Below are 21,647 nucleotides of genomic sequence, written 5' to 3' on the forward strand. Positions count from 1 at the left end.
AAGCCCGGCTATCGCTTGTCTTCGAGGCTGTAGCTTTCGCGCATTCGGGCGTAACCCGCCTCGGCTCCGAATTCGCCCTGCAGGCGCAGGAGTTCGGCGTCCCGGCGCCGGAACTCCTCGATCACCTCGTCGGCGACGGCGCCGTCGCCCAGCACATCCAGCGCGGCGCGTGCCAGCGCGATGCCGGACTCGAAGGTCTCGCGCACCACCCCAGTCGCGCCGAGCTGGATCAGCCGCAGCTCCTCGAACCGGTCGGCGGCGCGGCAGAAGATCGGAAGATCCGGCAACCGCGTGCGCAGCTTCTTCATGGCGATGGCGTTCGCCTCCGGGTCGTCGCCGCAGATGAAGATCGCGCGCGCCTCGCCCGCGCGGATCGCCCGCAGCATGTCGGCGCGACGCAGATCGCCGAAGAACACCTTGTTGCCGAAGGTCCGGGCAATGCGGATCCGGTCGGGGTCGTTGTCGATCAGCGTGACGTCGTAGCCCCGCTGTTTCAGGATGCGCGCGACCACCTGGCCAAACCGACCGAATCCCGCAACCACCACCGGGGCTGCCGCCGCCTCGTCCATGTGGTTGATATCGCTCATGTCCTGAGGTCGCCGCCGAACCAGAACCCGATCGCAAAGCAGCACCGCCACGGGCGTGAGCGCCAGGCTCAGCGTCACGATCGCGGCGACCAGCGCGCCCATCATCGGCGGCCAGAGACCGGCGACCGCGCCGACACCGAGGACGACGAAGCCAAACTCGCCGCCCTGGCCAAGCAGCGCCGAAATGCGCAGCGCATCCGCCCAGGACGACGACGCCACGCGGGTCAGGACAAGCAGGATCAGCGCCTTGAGAATGTAAAGGCCAAACGCGCCCGCCACCGCGACCCACCAGTTGTCGAGGACGACCGCCCAGTTGACGCTCATCCCGACGCCCATGAAGAAGAGGCCCAGAAACAGGCCGCGGAACGGCTCGATATCCGTCTCAAGTTGGTGGCGAAACTCGCTTTCGGCCAGAAGGACGCCGGCGATGAAGGCGCCCATCGCCATCGAGAGCCCCGCCAACTGCATCAGCAGCGACGCGCCAACGACGATCATCAGCGCCGCCGCGGTGAAGATCTCCTCAGCGCGCACCCGCGCGATCAGCGCAAACAGCGGCCGCAAACCGTAACGCCCGGCCAGAACGACCGCGACAAGCGCGCCCACGGCCTTCGCGAATTGCAGCCATCCGTCTTCCGCCACGCCGCCGCCGGGACCGAGGAACGCCACCAGGGCGAGGATCGGCACGATGGCGAGGTCCTGGAACAGCAGGATGGCGAAGGCACGGTCGCCATGCGGCCTCGTGAACTCGCCGCGATCGCGCAGGATCTGCACGCCGAAGGCGGTCGACGACAGCGCGAGCGCCGCTCCGAGCGCGATGGCGCCGGGCGCCTCGAGCACCCCGCTCCACACCAACGCCGTGCCGATCGCAAGCCCGGTCAGCATGACCTGTGCAAACCCGAGCCCGAAGATCTCGGCCCGCATGCGCCACAGCCGCGCCGGCCTGAGTTCAAGCCCGATGACGAAGAGCAGGAGCACGACGCCGAACTCGGCGAAATGGAGGACGCGTTCGGCCCCTTCGATCAGGCCGAGCACATGCGGCCCGACGATCGCGCCTGCCGCGAGGTATCCCAGGATCGCCCCGAGCCCGATGCGTCGGAACAGCGTGACCGACACGACCGAGGCGCCGAGAAAGACCGCTGCATCGATCAGGAGCGGGTCAACGCCCGATGGTTCCGCCATGCCGTCACGTCTCCAATGTCCTCTGAGCGCCTTGCGCTTCCACACCGAAACGCGCATGGCCGCAGGGGCTGCCTCAATCGTCGGCCATCTGACGGCCTTCGCCGCCGAAGCGCATCACCAGATAACCGATCAGCAGCCCTGCCGCAGCCCCTTCGGCGACGAACCAGAAGGGCGAGGCAATGATTCCGTCCGGGCCGAATGCCACATGCATGAAATCGCGCATGACATCGGGGGCAAGCAGGGTCGCGACGAAATTCATCCACGCCCCGATCAGGCCGCCCCTGATCCACCAGGGAACATGCCGGGACGCGCCCTCTCCACCCCCGACCGCGCCGGCCAGCGCGATCACCGCGGCAAGCGTAGGATACCAAAGGAAGAACCCCCACCGCACCATCGGGTCGAGCTCGGGCATGAATACCGGCACGAGCGCCAGCGCCAGGATGCCAAGCAGGAGCCCCGCCATCATGGCCACGGCCATCCGAGTCAGAAAGCTTGCCGGTCGGGAGTTTCGCGCCATGCCGAAATCCGTTGGTGAGAACCGCGCCGTCTCACGAGGCTAACAAAGCCCGCGAGCGCGCCATGCGCTCCATTTCGTCGCGGTTGACGCGATATGCCGCTCCATTTCGTCGCGGCGGGTGCGGCAGCGGCGAGCCGCAGATCGCCATGGCCCGGCTGCGTCGCCGGGGGCTTTGCGGCGGCGGCCACGACGGATATAGAAGGCGCGCATCAGACCGGAGACCCGCATGGCCCGCATCCTCGTCACCTCGGCGCTTCCCTACATCAACGGTGTCAAGCATCTGGGCAACCTGGTGGGCTCGATGCTGCCGGCTTGTGCCTATTCCCGCTACATGCGCGCACGCGGCCACGAGGTCCTCTACATCTGCGCGACGGACGAGCACGGGACGCCGGCCGAGTTGGCGGCCGCGAAGGCGGGCCAGTCGGTCGCCAGCTATTGTGCCGAGATGCACGAGGTACAGAAGCGCCTGGGCGAGGGTTTCCGTCTGAGCTTCGACTTCTTCGGACGCTCGTCCTCGGCGCGCAATCATCGCCTGACGCAGCACTTCGCGGGCCGGCTCGCCGATGCGGGGCTGATCGAGGAAGTGATGGAGCGCCAGATCTACTCGCCGGCGGACGGCCGCTTCCTGCCCGACCGCTATGTCGAGGGGACCTGCCCGAACTGCGGCTACGACCGCGCCCGTGGTGACCAGTGCGAGAACTGCACGAAACAGCTCGACCCGACCGACCTGATCGACCCGCGCTCGGCAATCTCGGGCTCGACGGAACTCGAGGTGCGCGAGACCAAGCATCTCTATCTGCGCCAGAGCCAGATGCGCGAGAAGCTCGCGGCATGGATCGACACCAAGACCGACTGGCCGATCCTGACCACATCGATCGCGAAGAAGTGGCTCAATGACGGCGAGGGGCTGCAGGACCGCTCGATCACGCGCGACCTCGACTGGGGCATTCCGGTAAGGCGTGGCGACGCGGATTGGCCGGGCATGGAGGGCAAGGTCTTCTACGTCTGGTTCGACGCCCCCATCGAGTACATCGCCGCGACGGCAGAATGGGCGGACGCGACCGGCCAGGGTGACGCGGCCTGGGAGAGCTGGTGGCGCGAGGACAAGGGCGCGGGCGACGTGCGCTATGTCGAGTTCATGGCGAAGGACAACATCCCCTTCCACACCCTCAGCTTCCCGGCGACGCTGATGGGCGCGAACTTCGACGGGGCCGAGCCGTGGAAGCTGGTCGACTACATCAAGGGTTTCAACTGGCTGACCTATGACGGTGGAAAGTTCTCGACGAGCCAGGGCCGCGGCGTCTTCATGGATCAGGCGCTCGAGATCCTGCCGTCCGACTACTGGCGCTGGTGGCTCCTGTCGAATGCCCCCGAGGGGTCGGACAGCGATTTCACCTGGGAGAGTTTCCAGATCGGCGTGAACAAGGACCTCGCTGACGTTCTGGGCAACTTCGTCAGCCGCGTGACGAAGTTCTGCCGGTCGAAATTCGGCGAGACGGTGCCCGAGGGTGGCGGGACGGGCGCGGCCGAGGCCGCGCTGACCGCCGAGCTCGCGCGCCGGCTGCAGGTCTACGAGAGCCACTGGGAGGCGATGGAGATCCGCAAGGCGGCCTCCGAGCTGCGGGCGATCTGGGTCGCGGGCAACGAATACCTCCAGACCGCGGCGCCCTGGACCGTGGTGAAGGAGGACCCGGCGCGTGCGGCCGCGATCATCCGCTTCGCGCTCAACCTCATCCGGCTCTACGCGATCCTGTCGCGACCCTTCATCCCGGACGCCTCGGACGCGATGCTCGAGGCGCTGGGGAGCGAGGCGGACTCCGAGCGCTGGCCCGACGATGTGCCAGGGGCGCTCGGCACCCTGCCGGCGGGGCATCCCTTCACCGTTCCGGACAACCTGTTCAGCAAGATCACCGAGGATCAGCGCGCCGAGATGGCCGCGCGCTTTGCGGGCAGCTGAGGGATCGGCGCGCGGCCCGCTGGATCGGGCGACGGATTGCGGCTATCACTCGGCAATGTCGCATGAGCCGCTGATCCGCAGGGTCGAGGACTGGCTGATCGCCGAGGCGCTCCGCGATCCCGATATCCTCGAGCTTTTCGAACAGCTTTGCGAGCGGCTTCGCGGGCTGGGCCTGCCGCTTGACCGCGCCGTCCTGAGCTGGCCGACGCTGCACCCCCTGTTCCGCGCCGAGCAGATCTTCTGGCGAACCGACGAGGGCGCCAAGCTCGAGCAGTATTACCATTCGTCCGCGGGCAGCGCGCAGTATCTGGCCAGTCCGTTTCATCATGCCCAGACGACCGGCCAGCCGGTCATGCGCCGCCGATTGAGCGGCGACGGCGCATTGGTCGATTTCGATGTCCTGCGCGAGCTTTCGGACAAGGGCTACAGCGACTACTTGCTGACGGCGACGCGCTTTCGCATCGCGGACGTTGCGAACTATAGTCATGGGCCGACGGGCATGATGGCGAGTTGGGCCACGCGCAGCACGTCCGGGTTCAACGACGATGATCTCGAGGCGTTGCAGCGCATCCAGCGGGTCCTGGCGGTCGCCTGCCGCTCGGCAATCCAGAAGCGCGTCATGAGCAACCTCGCGGCGGCCTATCTTGGCCCGACGGCCGGGAGCCGCGTTCTGGCCGGAAACATCCGGCGTGGCGACGGTGCCGTGATCCGCGCCATCGTCTGGTTCTCGGATCTGCGGGGATCGACCCGTCACTCGGAAGCGATGGATGCCGACAGCTACCTGGCCCTGCTGAACCGCTATTTCGAGTGCACGGCCCAGCCCGTCATCGACCGTGGCGGCGAAGTGTTGAACTTCATAGGCGACGGCGTCCTCGCAATCTTCCCGATCGACGGGCAGTGCCCCCGCGATGCCGCTGCCAGGGCGGAAGAGGCGGCGCGCGAGGCGATGCGGCTGGGCGCTGAGGCAACGCCCGATCCGCGCGTCCCGCCATTCCGCTTCGGCGTCGGCCTGTCCGTGGGCGAGATCAAGTTCGGCAATATCGGCGTGCCGGGACGGCTTGCCTTCTCGGCCATCGGCCATGTCGTCAACGAGGTTCACAGGGTCGAGAAAGCGACCGCGCGAACCGGCCAGCCCGTCCTTGCGACAGCCGCCTTCGCTGAACTGGCGCCCGGGTCGTGGACGCCCGCGGGCAGGCTCGATCCGGACGAGTTTCCGGTGCCCACCGAACTCTTCGGCTTTCGCGCATCGGCTCAGCCTGCGGAGATGGACGAGGCGACCGGATAACCCGGCCGCCCCCTCGCGCGCGCGTCAGATCCGCTCGACGGCGAGGGCGATGCCCTGCCCGCCGCCGATGCACATGGTGACCAGCCCGCGCCGGGCCCCGGTGCGCTCGAGCTCGGCAAGGCACTTGAGCGTGATGATCGCACCCGTCGCACCGATCGGGTGACCCAGCGCGATCGCACCGCCATTGGGGTTCACCTTGGCGGTATCGAAGCCCAGCCCCTTGTTCACGGCGCAGGCCTGCGCGGCGAAGGCCTCGTTCGATTCGATCACATCGAAGTCACCCACCGACATTCCCAGCTTCTCGAGAAGCTTGGAGACCGCGGGGATCGGTCCCAGGCCCATCACCTCGGGCCGCACGCCAGCATGGGCGTACCCAAGCAGGCGCGCACGCGGCTTCAGGCCGCGCTTGTCAGCCGTCTCGGCGTCGGCCAGCACGACTGCGGCTGCGCCGTCGTTGATGCCCGACGCGTTGCCGGCCGTGACCGTGCCATCCTTCTTGAACACGGCGCGCAGCTTGGCGAGATCCTCGGCGGTGGTCGACGGCTTGGCGTGCTCGTCGGTGTCGAACACGATCTCGCCCTTGCGCGTCTTGACCGTCACCGGAACGATCTGGCCCTTGAAGCGGCCCTCCGAGATCGCGACGCCGGCCCGCTTCTGGCTCTCAAGCGCGAAGGCGTCCTGCTCGTCGCGCGAGATCTGGTGTTCGGACGCCACGTTCTCGGCGGTCACCCCCATGTGGCCGGTTCCGAAGGGGCAGCTCAGCGCACCGATCATCATGTCGATCATCGCGGTGTCGCCCATCTTCTGACCGGTTCGCGCGACCTGCATCGCGTGCGGGCTGCGCGACATCGCCTCGGCCCCGCCTGCCAGCGCGAAATCGGCGTCGCCAAGCTGGACCGCCTGTGCCGCCGAGACGATCGCCTGCGCGCCCGACCCGCAAAGCCGGTTCACGTTCATCGCGGGCGTCGTATCCGGAATCCCCGCGCCGATCGCCGCGACGCGGCTCAGGTACATGTCGCGCGGCTCGGTATTGATGACGTGACCGAAGACGACATGACCGATCTGGTCGCCCTCGACGCCTGCGCGCTCCAAGGCGGCCGTGGCGGCAATGCGCGCGGTTTCGATCGGCGCGATGCCGGCAAGCGCGCCGCCAAAGGTTCCGATGGCGGTGCGGGCGCCGTCGAGGATCACGACGTCACGAGGCATGGCGAGGTCTCCCAATTGTTGTGTTCTGCGTCATCATCAACGGATTGCGGCCCCGCGCAAGGCTGCGCGGGGCCGCATGATGACGCAGGGTGCAAGGAATGTCAGCCGCGCTGGTCGCGCACCCAGACCTCGACGCGGCGGTTCGCAAAACGGCCCTGGAAAGTCTCGTTGCATCCCACCGGCGTCAGCTCGCCAAAGCCCTGCACGGTCACACGGGTCGTGGCCAGCGCGGCGGGCCCTGCCGCGAGGGCAATCTCGTCGAGAACACCCTGCGCGCGTCGCACCGCGAGGCCCCGGTTCAGGTCGAACTGCCCGATGGCGTCGGTGAAGCCGACCAGAAGGACCTCGCGTCCGGCGAACTCCCCGCGCGCGATCATTTCTGCCAGCCGCTTGACGTCGGCCAGCGACTTCGGGTCGAGCCGGCTCGAGCCCGGCGTGAAGCGGAACGCGAAGCTCAGGCGCTGCGCGTCGCGCAGTTCGGCGATCATCTCGCGCATCAGCGGGAGCGAGAACTCCTCGTCCGACGCGATCGAGTAGAGGATGCGCTCGCCCTCGTCCGCCAGCTTGCGGCTCTCGGTCGACAGGCTGACGAAGCCCGATTCCTCGATGATCGGCTGGGCATCGTCCGACTGGGCAAAGCGGATCAGGTTGCGGGCATGTGCCGGCAGGTTCTTCGGGTTCTCGTAGAGATAGAGACGGCGGACGAGCGGATATTCTTCCGTCTTGATCGAGAAGCTGGTCGGAGACGAGACGATCCCGCACTCCTGCCGAACCGCGAGCACGCGCGCCGCGCGGGTATAGGCGAGGCTGGTGATCCCGATCCCCGCCGGATCCGACGAGACCGCATCCGAAAGCGCCGCATTGTCGTCGAAGCGACGCACCGACGGCGCCACGGCATAGCCCGAAGGCCGCAGGACCAGCAGGTTGAAGGTGTCCATGGTGCCGCTGTCATCGCCGAGGGCGTTGACGTTGATCGGCATGTCCGGGCCGCCGACCTCGGACCAGTTGGTCACGTCGCCGCCGAAGATCGCGGCGATGTCCTCGGTGCTCAGCGACTGCACCGGGTTGTCCGGATGCACCACGATCGTCAGGGCGTCGAGCGCAACGATGTGCTCGCCGACGCCGTCGCGCGGATCGGGAATGCCGGCGGCGGCGAGCGCCGCGACCTCGGCGTCACGCGCGACGCGCGACGACATCGCGATCGAGGCGGCGTTGTCCGCGAGCGCCTGGAACGCATTGTTCGAGCCATGCGCCTTGACATCGATCGCCGCCATCTCGCGCCCGTCCGGGGACTTGATGCGCAGCACGCTCTCGTTCTCGACGGCGCCGAGCTCGTTCTCCATGTCGGCATCCATCGAGAAGGCATAGCCCTCGATCAGTGCCGGCATCAGCGCATCACCGATCGTGTTCGAACCGGCGATCGCGAAGGCTGCGCCGAACATCTCGTCCTTCGGACATTGGTCGCCCTCGCAGCGCACCTGAAGCGCATCGACCTGGAGCGTGCCGAGCGGGGTAGAGATCGTGTAGGTCGAGCCGTCGAAATCGACCAGTTCACCGCGCAACTGGGTGAACCCGTCCAGAGACTTGAGCGTCACCACCGGGCGTTGCTGCGCAAACCCCGCACCCGGGAGGCTTGCCGCAAGGCAGGTGACCGCCGCAACGGTCGCGGCAAGCCTCATCATCGTCTTCTTCATGGATTCCCCCGTCCTCGGCTCCCTTAAGCCTGCGCGATCCGTCTCCCTAAGCGCCTCAGCGCTGCGAGATGATGATGTCGCGCACGGCCGCTTCAATCAGGTGATTCTGCATCGTATCGACCCGCGAACACTCGATCGAGGCAAGCCGGCGGCTGACCGGCTGCTCGCTCCGGCCACGCGAGGAACGGATGACCGTGAACGCCGGCCGCGAGAGCGGTCCGTTGCCACATGTGCCTTCCTGCCGCTCGCGATGCCGGCTTGCGAAATCGATATACAGCTTCACCACACCGGCGTCGCCACCCCGACGCAGCCAGTAAGAATAGATCTGCACGCTCTGCCCGACCCCCTCGACCGGCGCATAGCTCGTGAGATATCCGCCGCCCCGACGCCGAACCTCGCGGAAATCGCCGGGCGCGGCCGGGCTGACATGCCCCTCGGTGCCAAGCCCCGCGCCGAATTCGAGCGCATGAAGCTCGAGCAGCACCGGCGCATCCCAGGAAAGCGCCACGCGCTCGACCCGATCGGTCCCGGTGAAGGGGAGGCTGAACTCCAGCGTCTCGCCGTCGTCGAAGGCGAGCAGCGCCTCTGACGAACTGCGGAAGCCGAGCACCGACAGCGCGCCCTGCCCGCTGCGGTCGATCCGGATCCCCAGATCGATCCCCTCGTAGGAGAGCTGCGCGATCGAGTCGGCATGGCAGGGCGAGGTGATCACGAGCTCGGTCTCGCCGGCCGGACGGATATCCAGCGTGATCGACGGAGGAACGGCGCAGGTCTGGTCGACGCGCGGCAGCGCCGCGATCTGATCCGGCTGCGGCAGCGAACCCGGCTGAGCCGTGGCGCCTGCGCCTTGCAGGGCGGCGCCCGAAGGCTCGACGGCCGCCTGCCGCAGGTCGGGCGCCGAGCCGCCGGCCGCGTCGGACGGCGTCGCCAGCGACGGCAGCGAGGTATCGATCGGCCGCAGCGTCAAGGGGTCGCCGAAGGTCAGGATCTCGCCCAGGCCGGCCGAGGGCTCGAGGATGGTGATGCGCTGCCCGTCGGTCGCATCGATCTCGGGCGCAACGCGCGGGGCGCTGAGCGCGCCGTCGCGTGCACCGGGATCGACCGTGAGATCGCTCGCCTGGGCACGAGAGGGCGCCGCCACCGCGTCCGGAACCTCGACACGCGCCAGCGCGAAGGTTGCAACGCCCTGCCCCAGATCGCCGGGAAGCTCGCGCTCGGGCGCGGCTTCGGCGCCGCCGAGGCCCGCGACGGCCGAGTCTCCACCGATGCGGGGCGGCGCGAGATCGCTGCCGATGCCCGCGGGCGCACCGGGCGCCGACGGCTCGGAAAGCGCGGCGAGCCCCGGCGCAGCGGGCGACACCGAGGGATCGGAGGCAGCGCTCACGGAAGCGCGGTCCCGAGGCACGGTCGGATTGGCCGTCGACGGAAGGCCCGGGCTCTCGGGCGCACGCAAGGCAAGCTGCGGCCCGGAACCGGGCCGGGCGGGGGCGGGCGAAGGCGGCTCGGACGGGGTGGCGACCGGCCTATCGGCAGGCACTTGGGATGGCAGCGACGGGGCGCCGGCACCGGGCGACGATGGCGCGTCAACGCTGGGCACTCCGGTCGCAACCGGCGCGTCGGCCCCGGCGATGCCCGGCCTTGCCGGCGCATCGCCCGCACCGTCTCCGCCCGCGGCGCGACCGATGCCCTGCGACCCGGCGACCGGGCGCGTGGGCGCGGGCTCGCGCGCGAGCGAGGCGGGCGCGCTCGCCGACGGAACCGGATCACGTGTCGGAGAAGCCGATGCCCGAGGGGTGGCGGGTGTCGTTTCGACCTGGCGCAGGGCAACCACGTTCGAGGGTGCTTCGGGCTCGTTCTTGTCCGCGGCGGGCTTCACGCCGCGCAGCGTGATCTCGACCTCGCCATGCGCTTCGGTATCGATCCCGGCAAGACCATAGAGAACCTTCTGTGCGGCGGCACAGCTGCGATCGCCAAGATACTGCAGCGCGCCATTCTGCACGAAGACGCGCCCGCATTCCGGCTGGGCAAGAACGACCAGCTTGCTGGCGTCGCGATCGGAGAGTCCGGTATCGTTGGCAAGAACGTCGAGGCGCGTGAGGGTGTCGGCATCGACCGAGATCACGTCCTTCGCAAGCACGGTCGGCTCTGGCTCGCCCGAGAGAAACTCGGCCACCACGTCACCGCGCTGCACGAGCGTGCCGACTGCAAGCATCAGCACAATCCCGCTCAGGACCGAAATCATCCTGTCGTCTTTAAACACTGCGTAACCACCCCTGATTCGCCCCGCTCACTCTACCAACGCGGATTTGCGAGCGAAAACACGCAGTTGAAACCCGAAGTGTACCTCATACCTTAACAGCGCATACACCACAAGAGTGTGGCTTGACGCACTCGTCCCCGCGATTACTGTGCCATAAAACTTCACATGAGGACAGTCATGAAATTTGGCGTCGGCCAGCCGGTAAGGCGGCTCGAGGACACGCGGCTGCTGACCGGCAACGGATCCTACGTGGATGATCTGGATTTGCCGGAACAGCTTCATGCATTCGTGATCAGAAGCACTGTATCTCACGGAGTTATAACGAATATCGACATTTCCGCGTTGCGCGAAGCGCCGGGCGTGATGCTCGCCTGGACGCATGCCGACGTCGCGGATCGGCTTGCGCCGCTTGCCAACGAGTTTCCGCTGTCGCCCGCGCCCGCGCCGGTCGTTCTGCCGCATCTTGCCGATGGTGTCGTGCGCTATGTCGGCCAGCCGATCGCCTTCGTCGTGGCCGAGAGCCGCGAGGCCGCGGAGGATGCAGCCGATCTCGCCGAGATCGACATCGACGACCTGCCCGCGGTCGTGGACCCCGAGGCCGCGCTGGCGCCCGGGGCGCCGCAGCTGCATCAGGAAGCGCCCGGAAACCTCGCCTATACCTGGAGCTGCGGCGACGCGGCGGCGACGGAGGCGGCCTTCGCCAAGGCCGCCCACACGGTCTCGACGCCCGTGCTCAACCAGCGCATCGTCGTCAACTCGCTCGAACCGCGCGCGATCAATGTCGCGTTCGACCGCGCTACCGGCCGCTGGGAGGCCTGGGTCGGCAGCCAGGGTGCCCACGGGATGCGGACCAAGATCGCGCGCGCTGCGCGTCGAGCCCGACCGCGTCCGGGTGCATGTCGGCGATGTCGGGGGCGCGTTCGGCATGAAGCTGATGGATCACCCGGAATACGCGCTCTGCGCGCTGGCCGCCGCCGATCTCGAGCGCCCCGTGAAATGGGTGGGGTCGCGATCGGAAAGCTTCCTGTCGGACGCGCAGGGGCGCGACATGCGTGGCCTGGTCGAGGGCGCCTTCGACGCCGACGGCCGCTGCCTCGCGATGCGGATGCGCACCATCTCGGGGCTCGGTGCCTATTACTCGAGCTACGGCGCCGGGGTGCACACGGTGTTCTCCGCCGCCCTGCTCGGCGGAATGTACGATGTCGGCGCGACCTATGCCGAGGTTCAGGGCGCCTTCCTCAACACGCCGCCGGCGGACGCCTATCGCGGCGCCGGGCGCCCCGAGACGATCTACGCGACCGAGCGGCTGATGGAAGCCGCCGCCCGGCAGATCGGCATCGACCCCGTCGAGATCCGCCGTCGCAACCTGCTCACCGCCGACCGCGTCCCGCACCGCTCGCCGGGCGGCTTCGTCTTCGACAGCCTCGACACCCATACCGTGCTCGACCGCGCCCTTGCGGCCGCCGATCACGCCGGCTTCGAGGCCAGGGCAGCCGACGCCCGGGCGCAGGGCCGCCTCCGCGGCCTCGGCGTCGCCTATTACTTCGAGCGCACCGGCGGCCAGCCGACCGAAAACACCCGGATGGAGCTGGGCGGCGACGGCATCCTGCGCATCTGGGTCGGCACGCAGTCCTCGGGCCAGGGGCACGAGACCGCCTGGGCGCAGATTGCGCATGAGCGCCTCGGCCTCCCGATCGACTCGATCAAGGTCATGCCCGGCGATTCCGACGCCCTGCCCTCGGGCGGCGGCACCGGCGGCTCGCGCTCGCTGATCATGGCAAGCCAGGTGCTGATCCTCGGCTCGGACAACCTGATCGAGGCGGCACGCGCGCGCGCCGCCGACAAGCTCGAGGCGGCAGCCGCCGATCTTGAATTCCTGCCCGGCGAGGGCGGCATCTTCCGCGTCGCGGGCACCGATCTTTCCGTCGGCCTCGTCGAGCTTGCCTCCGGCGGCGAGGCGATCGAGGCCGACGGGCAGATCAAGATCGAGTCCAGCTCGACCTTCCCCAACGGCGCCCATATCTGCGAGGTCGAGATCGACCCCGACACCGGCGCGCTCGAGATCCTGCGCTATACCGTCATCGACGATTTCGGCCGCCTCGTGAACCCGGAGCTCGTTGCCGGACAGGTGCATGGCGGGATCGTGCAGGGCATCGGCCAGGTGATCGGCGAGGAGGCTCGCTGGGACCCCGAGACCGGCCAGCCCCTCAACGGCAGCTTCATGGACTACTGCATGCCGCGCGCCGCCGACGTGCCGATGTTCGACGTCGCCTTCGAGGAGGTTCCCGCGCGCACCAACCCACTTGGCGTGAAGGGCTGCGGCGAATCGGGATCGGTGGGTGGTATCCCCGCGACCGCGCTCGCGGTGCTCGATGCGCTGTGGCGCGCGGGCTACCGCACCCCGCTCGAGACGCCCTACACGCCCATCAAGCTGTGGCAGGCGCTGCAGAGCGTCCCGCGGGACGCCGCGTGACGGAAGCTTAAGGGCGCGACGGGCAGATCGCCCGCCGCGCCCCGATCACGCCTGGCGTTCGGCCTCCGGCCGAGACGTCAGTTCAGCTTGCCGTGGCAGTGCTTGTATTTCTTGCCCGAGCCGCAGGGACAGGGTGCGTTGCGACTGACCTTGCCCCAGCTCTCGACGTCTTCAGGGTCCACGGCAAGGGCGACGTCGCCCTCCGCCGCCGCCTCGCCGGCCCCCGCCGCGACACCCGCGGTCGCGCCCGAGCGCACGGCTGCGCCCAGCGCCTGCTGCGCGGCGGCGCGCTCCGCCTCGGCCCGCATGCGGGCCTCGAACTCGGCGATCATGCGCTGGCGCTCGGCCAGCTCCTCCTCGGTCAGCGGACGCAGCGCAGACAGCCGCGCCGTCACGTCACGCCGAAGCTGATTGAGAAGCTCGTCGAACAGCTGGAACGCCTCGGACTTGTACTCGTTCAGCGGATCCCGCTGCGCATATCCGCGGAAGCCGATGACCGAGCGCAGGTGGTCGAGCATGATGATGTGCTCGCGCCAGTGATGGTCCAGGATGCGCAGAAGCTCGCGCTTCTCCTCCTGCCGCATCACGCCGTCACCATGCTGGCGCTCGATCTCGGCGACCTTCGCGTCGTAGAGCCGGTCGGTCTCCTCGATCAGGCGCTCGGAAATGGTCTCGTCGTCGACGCCTTCCTCGTCCGCCCATTCCTTCACCGGGAACGGGTGGGCGAGAATGCGCTGCACCTCTTCCTCGAGGCCGTCGGTATCCCACTGGTCGGCATAGGCGCGCTTCGGGATATGACGCGCGACGATCTCCTCGATCACGGCGTGACGCATGTCGCGCACGGTTTCCGAGACGTCGTCGGCCTCCATGATGTCGAGACGCTGCTCGAAGATCGCCTTGCGCTGATCGTTCATCACGTCGTCGTATTTCAGGATGTTCTTGCGGATGTCGAAGTTGCGCGCCTCGACCCGCTTCTGCGCCTTCTCGATCGCCTTGTTCACCCAGGGGTGAATGATCGCCTCGCCCTCCTGCAGCCCGAGACGCTGCAGCATCGAGTCGAGCCGGTCCGACCCGAAGATGCGCATCAGGTCGTCCTGAAGGCTGAGGAAGAAGGTCGAGCGTCCCGGGTCGCCCTGGCGGCCCGAACGGCCGCGCAGCTGATTGTCGATGCGCCGGCTCTCGTGGCGCTCGGTGCCGATGACCCACAGGCCGCCGGCGGCCAGCGCCTCCTGCCTGCCCTTCTCGACTTCGGCCTCGATGCGGGCCGCGATCTCGGCGCGAGCCTCGTCGCCCTCGACGCCCTGCAGCGCGTCGTCGATCATCATCTCGGCGTTGCCGCCCAGCTTGATGTCCGTGCCGCGGCCCGCCATGTTCGTCGCGATCGTGACCGCGCCGGGCCGGCCGGCCTGGGCGATGATATGCGCTTCCTGCTCGTGATACCGCGCGTTCAGCACCTGGTGCGGGATACCGAGCCGCTTGAGTTCGGCCGAGAGATGCTCGGATTTCTCGATCGAGGTGGTACCGACCAGCACGGGCTGTTTCCGCTCGCGCGCGTCCTTGATCGCCTCGATGATCGCCGCCGTCTTTTCTGGCGCCGTCCGGAACACCTGGTCGTCCTCGTCGACGCGGGCCACGGCCACGTTGGTCGGGATCTCGACGACATCGAGCCCGTAGATCGACATGAACTCCTCGGCCTCGGTCAGCGCCGTGCCGGTCATGCCCGCAAGCTTGCCATAGAGGCGGAAGTAGTTCTGGAAGGTGATCGAGGCGAGCGTGACGTTCTCGGGCTGGATCGCGACGCTTTCCTTGGCCTCCAGCGCCTGATGCAGCCCGTCGCCGTAGCGGCGGCCCTCCATCATGCGGCCGGTGAACTCGTCGATGATGACGACCTTGCCGCCCTTGACGATGTAATCGCGGTCCTTCTGGAACAGGATATGCGCACGCAGCGCCTGGTTGACGTGATGCACCAGCGTGACCGAGCCCGGATCGTAGAGGCTCGTGCCTTCGCCCAGCAGGCCGGTCTCGCGCAGGATCTGCTCGACCGCCTCGTTGCCCTCGTCCGTCAGGGCGACCGAGCGCTGCTTCTCGTCCTTCTCGTAGGCGTCCTCGCCAAGCTGCGGGATCACCTTGTCGAGCGCGACATAGAGCTCCGACTGGTCCTGCGTCGGGCCCGAGATGATCAGCGGCGTGCGCGCCTCGTCGACCAGGATCGAGTCGACCTCGTCCACGATCGCATAGGCGTGGCCGCGCTGAACCATCTCGTCGAGCGAGAATTTCATGTTGTCGCGCAGGTAGTCGAAGCCCAGCTCGTTGTTCGTGGCGTAGGTCACGTCGCAGGCATAGGCCGCCTTGCGCGCCGCATCGTCGATGCCCGGAACGATGACGCCCACGCTGAGCCCGAGGAAGTTGTAGACCTTCCCCATCCACTCGGCGTCGCGGCGGGCGAGGTAGTCGTTGACGGTGACGACATGCACGCCCTTGCCGGTCAGCGCGTTCAGATAGACCGGCATGGTCGCGACCAGCGTCTTACCCTCGCCGGTCTTCATCTCGGCGATCTTGCCCTCGTGCAGCACGATGCCGCCCAGAAGCTGCACGTCGAAGGGGCGCAAGCCCAGCGCGCGTTTCGCGGCCTCGCGCACATTGGCGAAGGCCTCGGGCAGAAGATCATCGAGGCTCTCGCCGGCGGCATGCCGGTCGCGGAAGCTCTGGGTGCGGGCGCGGATGTCGTCGTCCGAAAGCGCCTCGTATTCGGGCTCGAGCGCGTTGATCGCAGCCACTACCCGGCGCGCGGCCTTCACCTTCCGGTCATTGGTCGTGCCGAAGACCTTGCGCGCGAGACTGTTCAGTCCAAGCATGGAACTCCGTCTCCCTTGCAGCCCCCGTCGAAGCTGCCTGTTTCGCAGGCACACCCGCGAAGCCGTGGGAGCGTCGCGAAAAATATTTCGTACCGTGGCTTGCCGGGCCGTGCCCTGCGCCGTAACTGTGCCAGCCGAGCCGTGCGGCAAGCCCGCCCGTGATGTATTGGGGTGGCAGGGCAGTGTCAACGCCCCTGCCCCCGCCGCCAAAGGAGGTCCGCACCATGCGTTCCGTCGCCTCGACCCGCTTCCTGACCGCGGGGGCGCTCGCGGTCTTCGCCCTTGCCGCGCCGGCGCTCTCGCAGACTACTGATCAGGCGGCGGAGCCGTCGGCCGAGCCGCAGGCCGCCCAGCCCGCCCCGGCGCCCGAGACCGCGGAGGATGCCGATATAAGCGCCGCCAGCGTTCTCGCCACCGTCGGAGATCGCGAGATCACGCTGGGCGAGGTCATCTCGCTGCGGCGCGATCTGCCCGAGCAGTATCAGTACCTGCCCGACGAGATCCTCAGCCAGGGCCTGCTCGACCAGCTCATCGAACAGACCCTGCTCGAGAAGGCCGCCCGCGACGCCGGGATGGATGAACGCCTCGACGTGGCGCTCTCGATCCGCAACCAGATCCGCGCGGTACTGGCCGACGCCTGGCTGCGCGTCGAGCTTGAGAAGCGCATGACCGAGGAACGTCTGCTTGCTCTCTATGACACCCAGTATGCGACCACCGAACCCGAAGACGAGGTCCGCGCGGCGCATATCCTGGTCGAGACCGAGGAGAAGGCGAAGGACCTGCTCGCGCAGCTCGACAACGGCGCCGATTTCGCGGCGCTCGCGGCCGAGCACGGCACCGACGGCACGGCCAGCCGCGGCGGCGAGCTTGGCTGGTTCGTGAAGGGCGACATGGTCCCGCAATTCTCCGACGCCGCCTTCGCGACCGAGCCCGGCCAGATCGCCGGCCCTGTCGAGTCCCCCTTCGGCTGGCACCTGATCAAGGTCTTCGAGCGCCGCGAGAAGCCCGTGCCCACCTTCGAGGAGGTCCGCGAGGAGCTGGCCGGCGAGGCGGTCCAGGCCGCGCAGGCCGAGATCATGGAGGAACTGCGCGCCGGAACGACCGTGACCGTGGCCGAGCCGCCCGTGCCGGCGGCCGCGATCCGCGCCGACGACCTGATCGCGCCATTGCCCGAGAACGGCGCGAACTGAGCGCCTGCGGGACCCAGAGGGGAGAGACGGGGATGACCACCGGGGATGACGCGGCAGCGCGGCTCGACGCGAAACGCCGCGAGCTTGAAGCTCTGACCGCCGAGATCGCGGCCCTCGAGGCCGCGACGGGCAAGAAGAAGCCTGCACCCGTCTCGCCGCTGGCGCCCGCCAGCTTCCCGGACCTTCCGGCGATCGCCGGCGTGCGCCTCGCCGCGGGCCAGGCCGGGGTGCGGTACAAGGGGCGGCTCGACGTGATGCTGGCCGAGCTCGCACCAGGCTCGGTCATGGCCGGCACCTTCACCCGCTCGTCGACGCGCTCGGCCCCGGTGCTGTGGTGCGAGGAGCGGATCGCCGCCCTCTCCGCCGCCGCCGAGGGTCCCCTCGGGATCGTCGTGAACTCCGGTAACTCCAACGCCTTCACCGGGCGAAACGGTCGCGAGGCCGTCGAGCGCGTGATGGAGGCGGCGGGCAAGGCCCTCGGCACCGCGCCGGGCAACTGCTTCATGGCGTCGACCGGGGTCATCGGCGAGCCGCTCCCGCACGAGCGCATCACCGCCAAGCTCGACGAACTCGTCGCCGCGCTCTCGCCCGACGCGATGGAGCCCGCCGCGCGCGCCATCATGACAACCGACACCTTCCCGAAGGGTGCGGTCGCCCGCGCCGACATCGACGGCGCTCGGGTGACCATCTCGGGCTTTGCCAAGGGCTCGGGGATGATCGCGCCCGACATGGGCACCATGCTCGTCTTCATCTTCACCGACTGCTCGATCGCGCAGCCTCTGCTGCAAGCGCTGGTGCGCGAACTGACCGATCGCAGTTTCAACGCCATCACGGTGGATGGCGACACCTCGACCTCGGACACGCTCCTCGTGGGCGCGACAGGCAAGGCCGCGATGGCGCCGATCACGGACAAGACAGATCCACGCCTGCCGGCCTTCGCCGCGGCGCTCGAGGACGTGATGCGCGATCTCGCGATCCAGGTCGTCAAGGACGGCGAGGGCGCCACCAAGCTCGTGCGCATCACCGTTGCGGGCGCCGAAAGCGTCGCGGCGGCCCGGCGCATCGGGCTCGCCATCGCCAACTCGCCGCTCGTCAAGACCGCGGTCGCGGGCGAAGATCCGAACTGGGGCCGTATCGTGATGGCCGTCGGCAAGTCGGGCGAGAAGGCTGATCGCGATCGCCTGTCAATCCGCTTCGGCGACATCCTCGTGGCCGAGAAGGGCTGGGTATCGCCTGCCTACCGCGAGGCCGATGGAGCCGCCTACATGAAGCGCCAGGAGATCGACGTGCATGTCGACGTCGGCGTCGGAACCGCCGAGGCGAGCGTCTGGACCTGCGACCTGACCAAGCGCTACATCGAGATCAATGCCGACTACCGCTCCTGATCCGGGCGCCAAGCCCGTCGTCCTCGTAGCGGCGGTCGCGCTGATCGACCCGGACGGCCGCGTCCTGCTGGCCGAGCGCCCCGCCGGCAAGTCGATGGCGGGCCTGTGGGAGTTCCCGGGCGGCAAGGTCGAGCCCGGCGAGACGCCGGAAGCCTGCCTGATCCGCGAACTGCACGAGGAACTGGGGATCGACACCTGGGCCAGCTGCCTCGCCCCGCTGACCTTCGCCAGCCATGCCTATGACGGCTTCCACCTGCTGATGCCGCTCTATGCCTGCCGCAAATGGCAAGGAACGGTCACGGCCCGCGAGGGGCAGCGCCTTGCATGGGTGCGCAAGGGCGAGTTGCGCAGCTATCAGATGCCGCCCGCGGATCTGCCATTGATCCCGATCCTGCAGGACTGGCTGTGACGGATGGCAGCGGCCATCCCGGCGCCGCAGTTGGGGTAGAGCGGCCATTGTCTGACGCCTTGGAAACCATTTTTTAACCATCTTGGCAGCCTATGTTCCAAAGCACCCGTTTCTCGCATGGGGTGACATGGCGCAGGGAAGCACGCCAGACACAGTGCTACGCGAATGCCTGAGATCCGGTCTCGGCGCCGAGGCGCTGCGCCTTGTCGACGCGCATGTGGACCTGCGTCTGCCGCACCGCATCGTGACCGGCGCGCCGTCTCTGCGCGCGGGGGTGAGCGCCCTTTGCGCATGGCTTGCGCAGGCGCCGAACGGCGACGGTGACGCGGTCGCGATCTGGCAGGACAACGACGCACCGCTCCCCGTCGACAGCCGTGCCGAGCCGGTCCCGATCCTGATCGAGGTGGCGCGCCGTGCCGCGCGATCGGATGGGACCGAACCCGCCAGCTTCCATCCCGACCTGCTTCAGGCGGCTGATGCGCTGGGCGCGGAGATCATCGGGCCATCGGCGGATCCCGATGGCGTTCTCCGGCTCGGTCTTCGCTTCACCAGCCGCGCTGCGCCCTCGTCCAGCCCGCTCGCGTCGCACTGGGGCAAGGCGATGCAGGGGCGGCGCCTGCTCGTCTTTCGCCGCACGGCCTTCGACCGGCGCCGGGTCGAGCGCTCGCTCGCGGCGCTCGGACTCGTGACGCAGGTCGTTGCGTCGGAAGACGCGGCGCTCGATGCGTTGTCGGCTGCCCGGCGCGAGGGCAAGCCTTACGACCTCATGCTGGTCGGCAAGCAGGCCCTGGGCGCCGACCCCGTGCTGGTTCTGCGGCGGTTGCAGGCCCCGCCGGGCCCCGTGCCGCGGATCGTTCTCGTCGATCCCGAGGACACCAAGTCGGCAAGCTTCCCGGGCGTCGAGCGCATCGTCCCGCAGCGCTGCCACTGGCGGCGCGTGATCGACGCGCTCTGTGATCTCGCCGAGCCCGAGGCGTCCTGCGAGGCGGGACACGGATCTTCCATCCCCGCCTTCGGCGGCCGACGCATCCTGATCGCCGAGGATGTGCGGACCAACCAGGCCCTGCTGCGCGCCATGCTCGCCCCCACGGGGGCCAACGTGACCATCACGTCGGATGGCGCCCAGGCGGTCGAGGCGATGCAGACCGCGCCCGCGGATCTCGTGCTGATGGACATCCAGATGCCGGTGATGGACGGGCTCGAAGCCGCGCGCCAGATCCGCGCGCTCGGCCACCCGGCGCGGATCATCGCGCTGACCGCGCATGCCCGCGACACCGACCGGGCGCGCTACCTGTCATCGGGTATGGATGGCTATCTCGCCAAGCCGATCCGGGTCGACGACCTCTACGCCGTTCTCGCCGACGCCCTCGCCGCCGAGGCAGGCTAAGACCCGGCGGCCGCCGGCTCAGGCGGCGCCGCGCCGTCCAGATCGCGCATCGCGGGCCGCGCGCGCATCCGCACCGAACGCCTCGAACAGCGCTCGATTGAGCGGGTCCTGCACGGCGTCGTATTCGGCATGCCACTGCACCCCTAGGGCAAAGGCCCGCGCCCCGTCGATCGAGATGGCCTCGACCGTGCCATCATCGGCATGGCCCTCGAGCACGATGCGGCCACCCGGGCTCCAGACCGCCTGGCCATGCAGCGAGTTCGTCTCCGCCTCGGTGATGCCCAGCAGGCGATGAAACGCGCCGCCTTCGCGAAAGTGGACGCGGTGGCGCTTGGCGAAGATCACACCGTGATCCTTCTCGCCCTTGGGCATGCGGTGGTTCATGCGCCCCGGCAGGTCACGGATCTCGGGATGCAATGTGCCGCCGTAGGCCACGTTCATTTCCTGGATGCCGCGGCAGATGCCGAAGACCGGCTTGCCGGCCTCGGTCATCGCGCGGATCAGCGGCAAGGTCACGCCGTCGCGTCCCCGGTCGAACGGACCATGCGCCTCGGTCTCGGCCTCGCCATAGCATTCGGGATGCACGTTCGGGCGCGCGCCCGTCAGCACCAGCCCGTCCAGCAGGTCGACCAGCTCGCCGGTCGAGGCCGCATCCGGCATTCCAGGCAGGATCAGCGGCAGCCCGCCCGCCACCGCCGCCACCGCCTCGGGCGTGCGCTCGCCGCAGATCTGGGCGAGGAAGGTGTCGTCGATCATGTGCCGATAGGCGGTGACGCCAATGACAGGACGGCTCATTCGCGTTCCTCCCGACGCGCCGGGGAGCGCGTCGCCAGCGGCTGCCGACCATCGGTCGCCCCGGGCCTCCGGACCCTTGGGCCCGGCACCAGGCGCCCCGCGATCGCGCGAGCCGGCCTCAAATCTGCTTTTCCGGCATCCTGACCACCAGCCCGTCCAGATCCCCCGTCACTTTGAGCTGGCAGGTGAGCCGCGAGTTGTCCTGCGGCTCGTAGGCGAAGTCGAGCATGTCGCTCTCCATCTCCTCGCGCGGCGGCAGGCGATCCACCCATGCAGGATCCACATAGACATGGCAGGTCGAGCACGCACAGGCGCCGCCGCAATCGGCATCGATGCCGGGGATGTTGTTCGTCACCGCCCCTTCCATGACGGTGAGCCCCTCGGCCACGTCGACGGTGTGCTCGGTGCCGCTGTGCTCGATATAGGTGATCTTGGGCATTAGGGTCCTCGTCCGCGCGATTCCTGCCG

The 21,647-nt window shown here is 68.5% G+C and carries 14 protein-coding genes and 1 pseudogene; 7 read left to right on the forward strand and 8 right to left on the reverse strand.

Features of this window, described 5'->3' with window-relative positions; translation table 11 throughout:
* Positions 1 to 8: 8 nt before the first annotated feature.
* Complete coding sequence (locus H0I76_RS05325) at positions 9 to 1,766, reverse strand: monovalent cation:proton antiporter-2 (CPA2) family protein (protein WP_200608009.1); 1,758 nt, start codon at positions 1,764 to 1,766, stop codon at positions 9 to 11.
* Positions 1,767 to 1,839: 73 nt separating this feature from the next.
* Positions 1,840 to 2,232: a hypothetical protein gene (locus H0I76_RS05330; RefSeq protein WP_200608011.1), complete on the reverse strand. Its 393-nt coding sequence runs from the start codon at positions 2,230 to 2,232 to the stop codon at positions 1,840 to 1,842.
* A 277-nt stretch (positions 2,233 to 2,509) separates the two neighbouring features.
* On the opposite strand from H0I76_RS05330, the gene metG reads away from it, so the two are divergent.
* Both metG and H0I76_RS05340 read left to right on the forward strand, forming a co-directional pair.
* Positions 2,510 to 4,240: a methionine--tRNA ligase gene (gene metG, locus H0I76_RS05335; RefSeq protein WP_200608013.1), complete on the forward strand. Its 1,731-nt coding sequence runs from the start codon at positions 2,510 to 2,512 to the stop codon at positions 4,238 to 4,240.
* Between the two features lie 55 nt (positions 4,241 to 4,295).
* Positions 4,296 to 5,525, forward strand: coding sequence for an adenylate/guanylate cyclase domain-containing protein (locus H0I76_RS05340; RefSeq protein WP_200608015.1), 1,230 nt, complete (start codon positions 4,296 to 4,298; stop codon positions 5,523 to 5,525).
* Positions 5,526 to 5,549: 24 nt separating this feature from the next.
* Here H0I76_RS05340 and H0I76_RS05345 read toward each other — a convergent pair whose 3' ends face one another.
* The 3 genes from H0I76_RS05345 to H0I76_RS05355 all read right to left on the reverse strand — a co-directional run bounded on the left by H0I76_RS05345 (position 5,550) and on the right by H0I76_RS05355 (position 10,637).
* The gene (locus H0I76_RS05345; RefSeq protein WP_200608017.1) at positions 5,550 to 6,731 is read right to left on the reverse strand and encodes an acetyl-CoA C-acyltransferase family protein; all 1,182 of its coding nucleotides are present in this window, start codon (positions 6,729 to 6,731) and stop codon (positions 5,550 to 5,552) included.
* Between the two features lie 101 nt (positions 6,732 to 6,832).
* Positions 6,833 to 8,425: a substrate-binding domain-containing protein gene (locus H0I76_RS05350; RefSeq protein ID WP_200608019.1), complete on the reverse strand. Its 1,593-nt coding sequence runs from the start codon at positions 8,423 to 8,425 to the stop codon at positions 6,833 to 6,835.
* A gap of 55 nt (positions 8,426 to 8,480) precedes the next feature.
* Positions 8,481 to 10,637 carry a hypothetical protein gene (locus tag H0I76_RS05355; RefSeq protein ID WP_200608021.1) on the reverse strand — a complete coding sequence of 719 codons (2,157 nt, stop codon included), beginning with the start codon at positions 10,635 to 10,637 and terminating at the stop codon, positions 8,481 to 8,483.
* Between the two features lie 336 nt (positions 10,638 to 10,973).
* Between H0I76_RS05355 and H0I76_RS05365 the strand changes: the two are divergent.
* Positions 10,974 to 13,155, forward strand: a pseudogene (locus H0I76_RS05365) (molybdopterin cofactor-binding domain-containing protein); the annotation flags it as partial.
* Positions 13,156 to 13,235: 80 nt separating this feature from the next.
* Here H0I76_RS05365 and secA read toward each other — a convergent pair.
* Positions 13,236 to 16,013 (reverse strand): preprotein translocase subunit SecA, encoded by a 2,778-nt coding sequence (secA, locus tag H0I76_RS05370; protein ID WP_200608026.1) that lies wholly within the window; start codon positions 16,011 to 16,013, stop codon positions 13,236 to 13,238.
* Positions 16,014 to 16,237: 224 nt separating this feature from the next.
* Here secA and H0I76_RS05375 point away from each other — a divergent pair, with 224 nt between their 5' ends.
* The 4 genes from H0I76_RS05375 (at position 16,238) to H0I76_RS05390 (ending at position 20,384) form a co-directional block, all read left to right on the forward strand.
* Complete coding sequence (locus H0I76_RS05375) at positions 16,238 to 17,203, forward strand: peptidylprolyl isomerase (RefSeq protein WP_200608028.1); 966 nt, start codon at positions 16,238 to 16,240, stop codon at positions 17,201 to 17,203.
* Between the two features lie 32 nt (positions 17,204 to 17,235).
* Positions 17,236 to 18,588 (forward strand): bifunctional glutamate N-acetyltransferase/amino-acid acetyltransferase ArgJ, encoded by a 1,353-nt coding sequence (argJ, locus tag H0I76_RS05380; RefSeq protein WP_200608030.1) that lies wholly within the window; start codon positions 17,236 to 17,238, stop codon positions 18,586 to 18,588.
* Positions 18,569 to 18,997, forward strand: a complete 429-nt coding sequence (locus H0I76_RS05385; protein WP_200608032.1) for a (deoxy)nucleoside triphosphate pyrophosphohydrolase — start codon at positions 18,569 to 18,571, stop codon at positions 18,995 to 18,997. Before argJ ends, H0I76_RS05385 begins: the two co-directional genes overlap by 20 nt.
* A gap of 127 nt (positions 18,998 to 19,124) precedes the next feature.
* Complete coding sequence (locus tag H0I76_RS05390) at positions 19,125 to 20,384, forward strand: response regulator (protein ID WP_200608035.1); 1,260 nt, start codon at positions 19,125 to 19,127, stop codon at positions 20,382 to 20,384.
* Between the two features lie 18 nt (positions 20,385 to 20,402).
* Here the strand turns inward: H0I76_RS05390 and H0I76_RS05395 are convergent, their stop codons facing one another.
* Both H0I76_RS05395 and H0I76_RS05400 read right to left on the reverse strand, forming a co-directional pair.
* Complete coding sequence (locus H0I76_RS05395) at positions 20,403 to 21,179, reverse strand: gamma-glutamyl-gamma-aminobutyrate hydrolase family protein (RefSeq protein WP_200608037.1); 777 nt, start codon at positions 21,177 to 21,179, stop codon at positions 20,403 to 20,405.
* A gap of 118 nt (positions 21,180 to 21,297) precedes the next feature.
* Entirely contained in the window at positions 21,298 to 21,618 is a 321-nt protein-coding gene (locus H0I76_RS05400; RefSeq protein WP_200608039.1) for a 2Fe-2S iron-sulfur cluster-binding protein, read from the reverse strand.
* Between the last annotated feature and the right edge of the window lie 29 nt (positions 21,619 to 21,647).

This window comes from Thermohalobaculum xanthum, from assembly GCF_016623495.1.
Classification (GTDB): domain Bacteria; phylum Pseudomonadota; class Alphaproteobacteria; order Rhodobacterales; family Rhodobacteraceae; genus Thermohalobaculum; species Thermohalobaculum xanthum.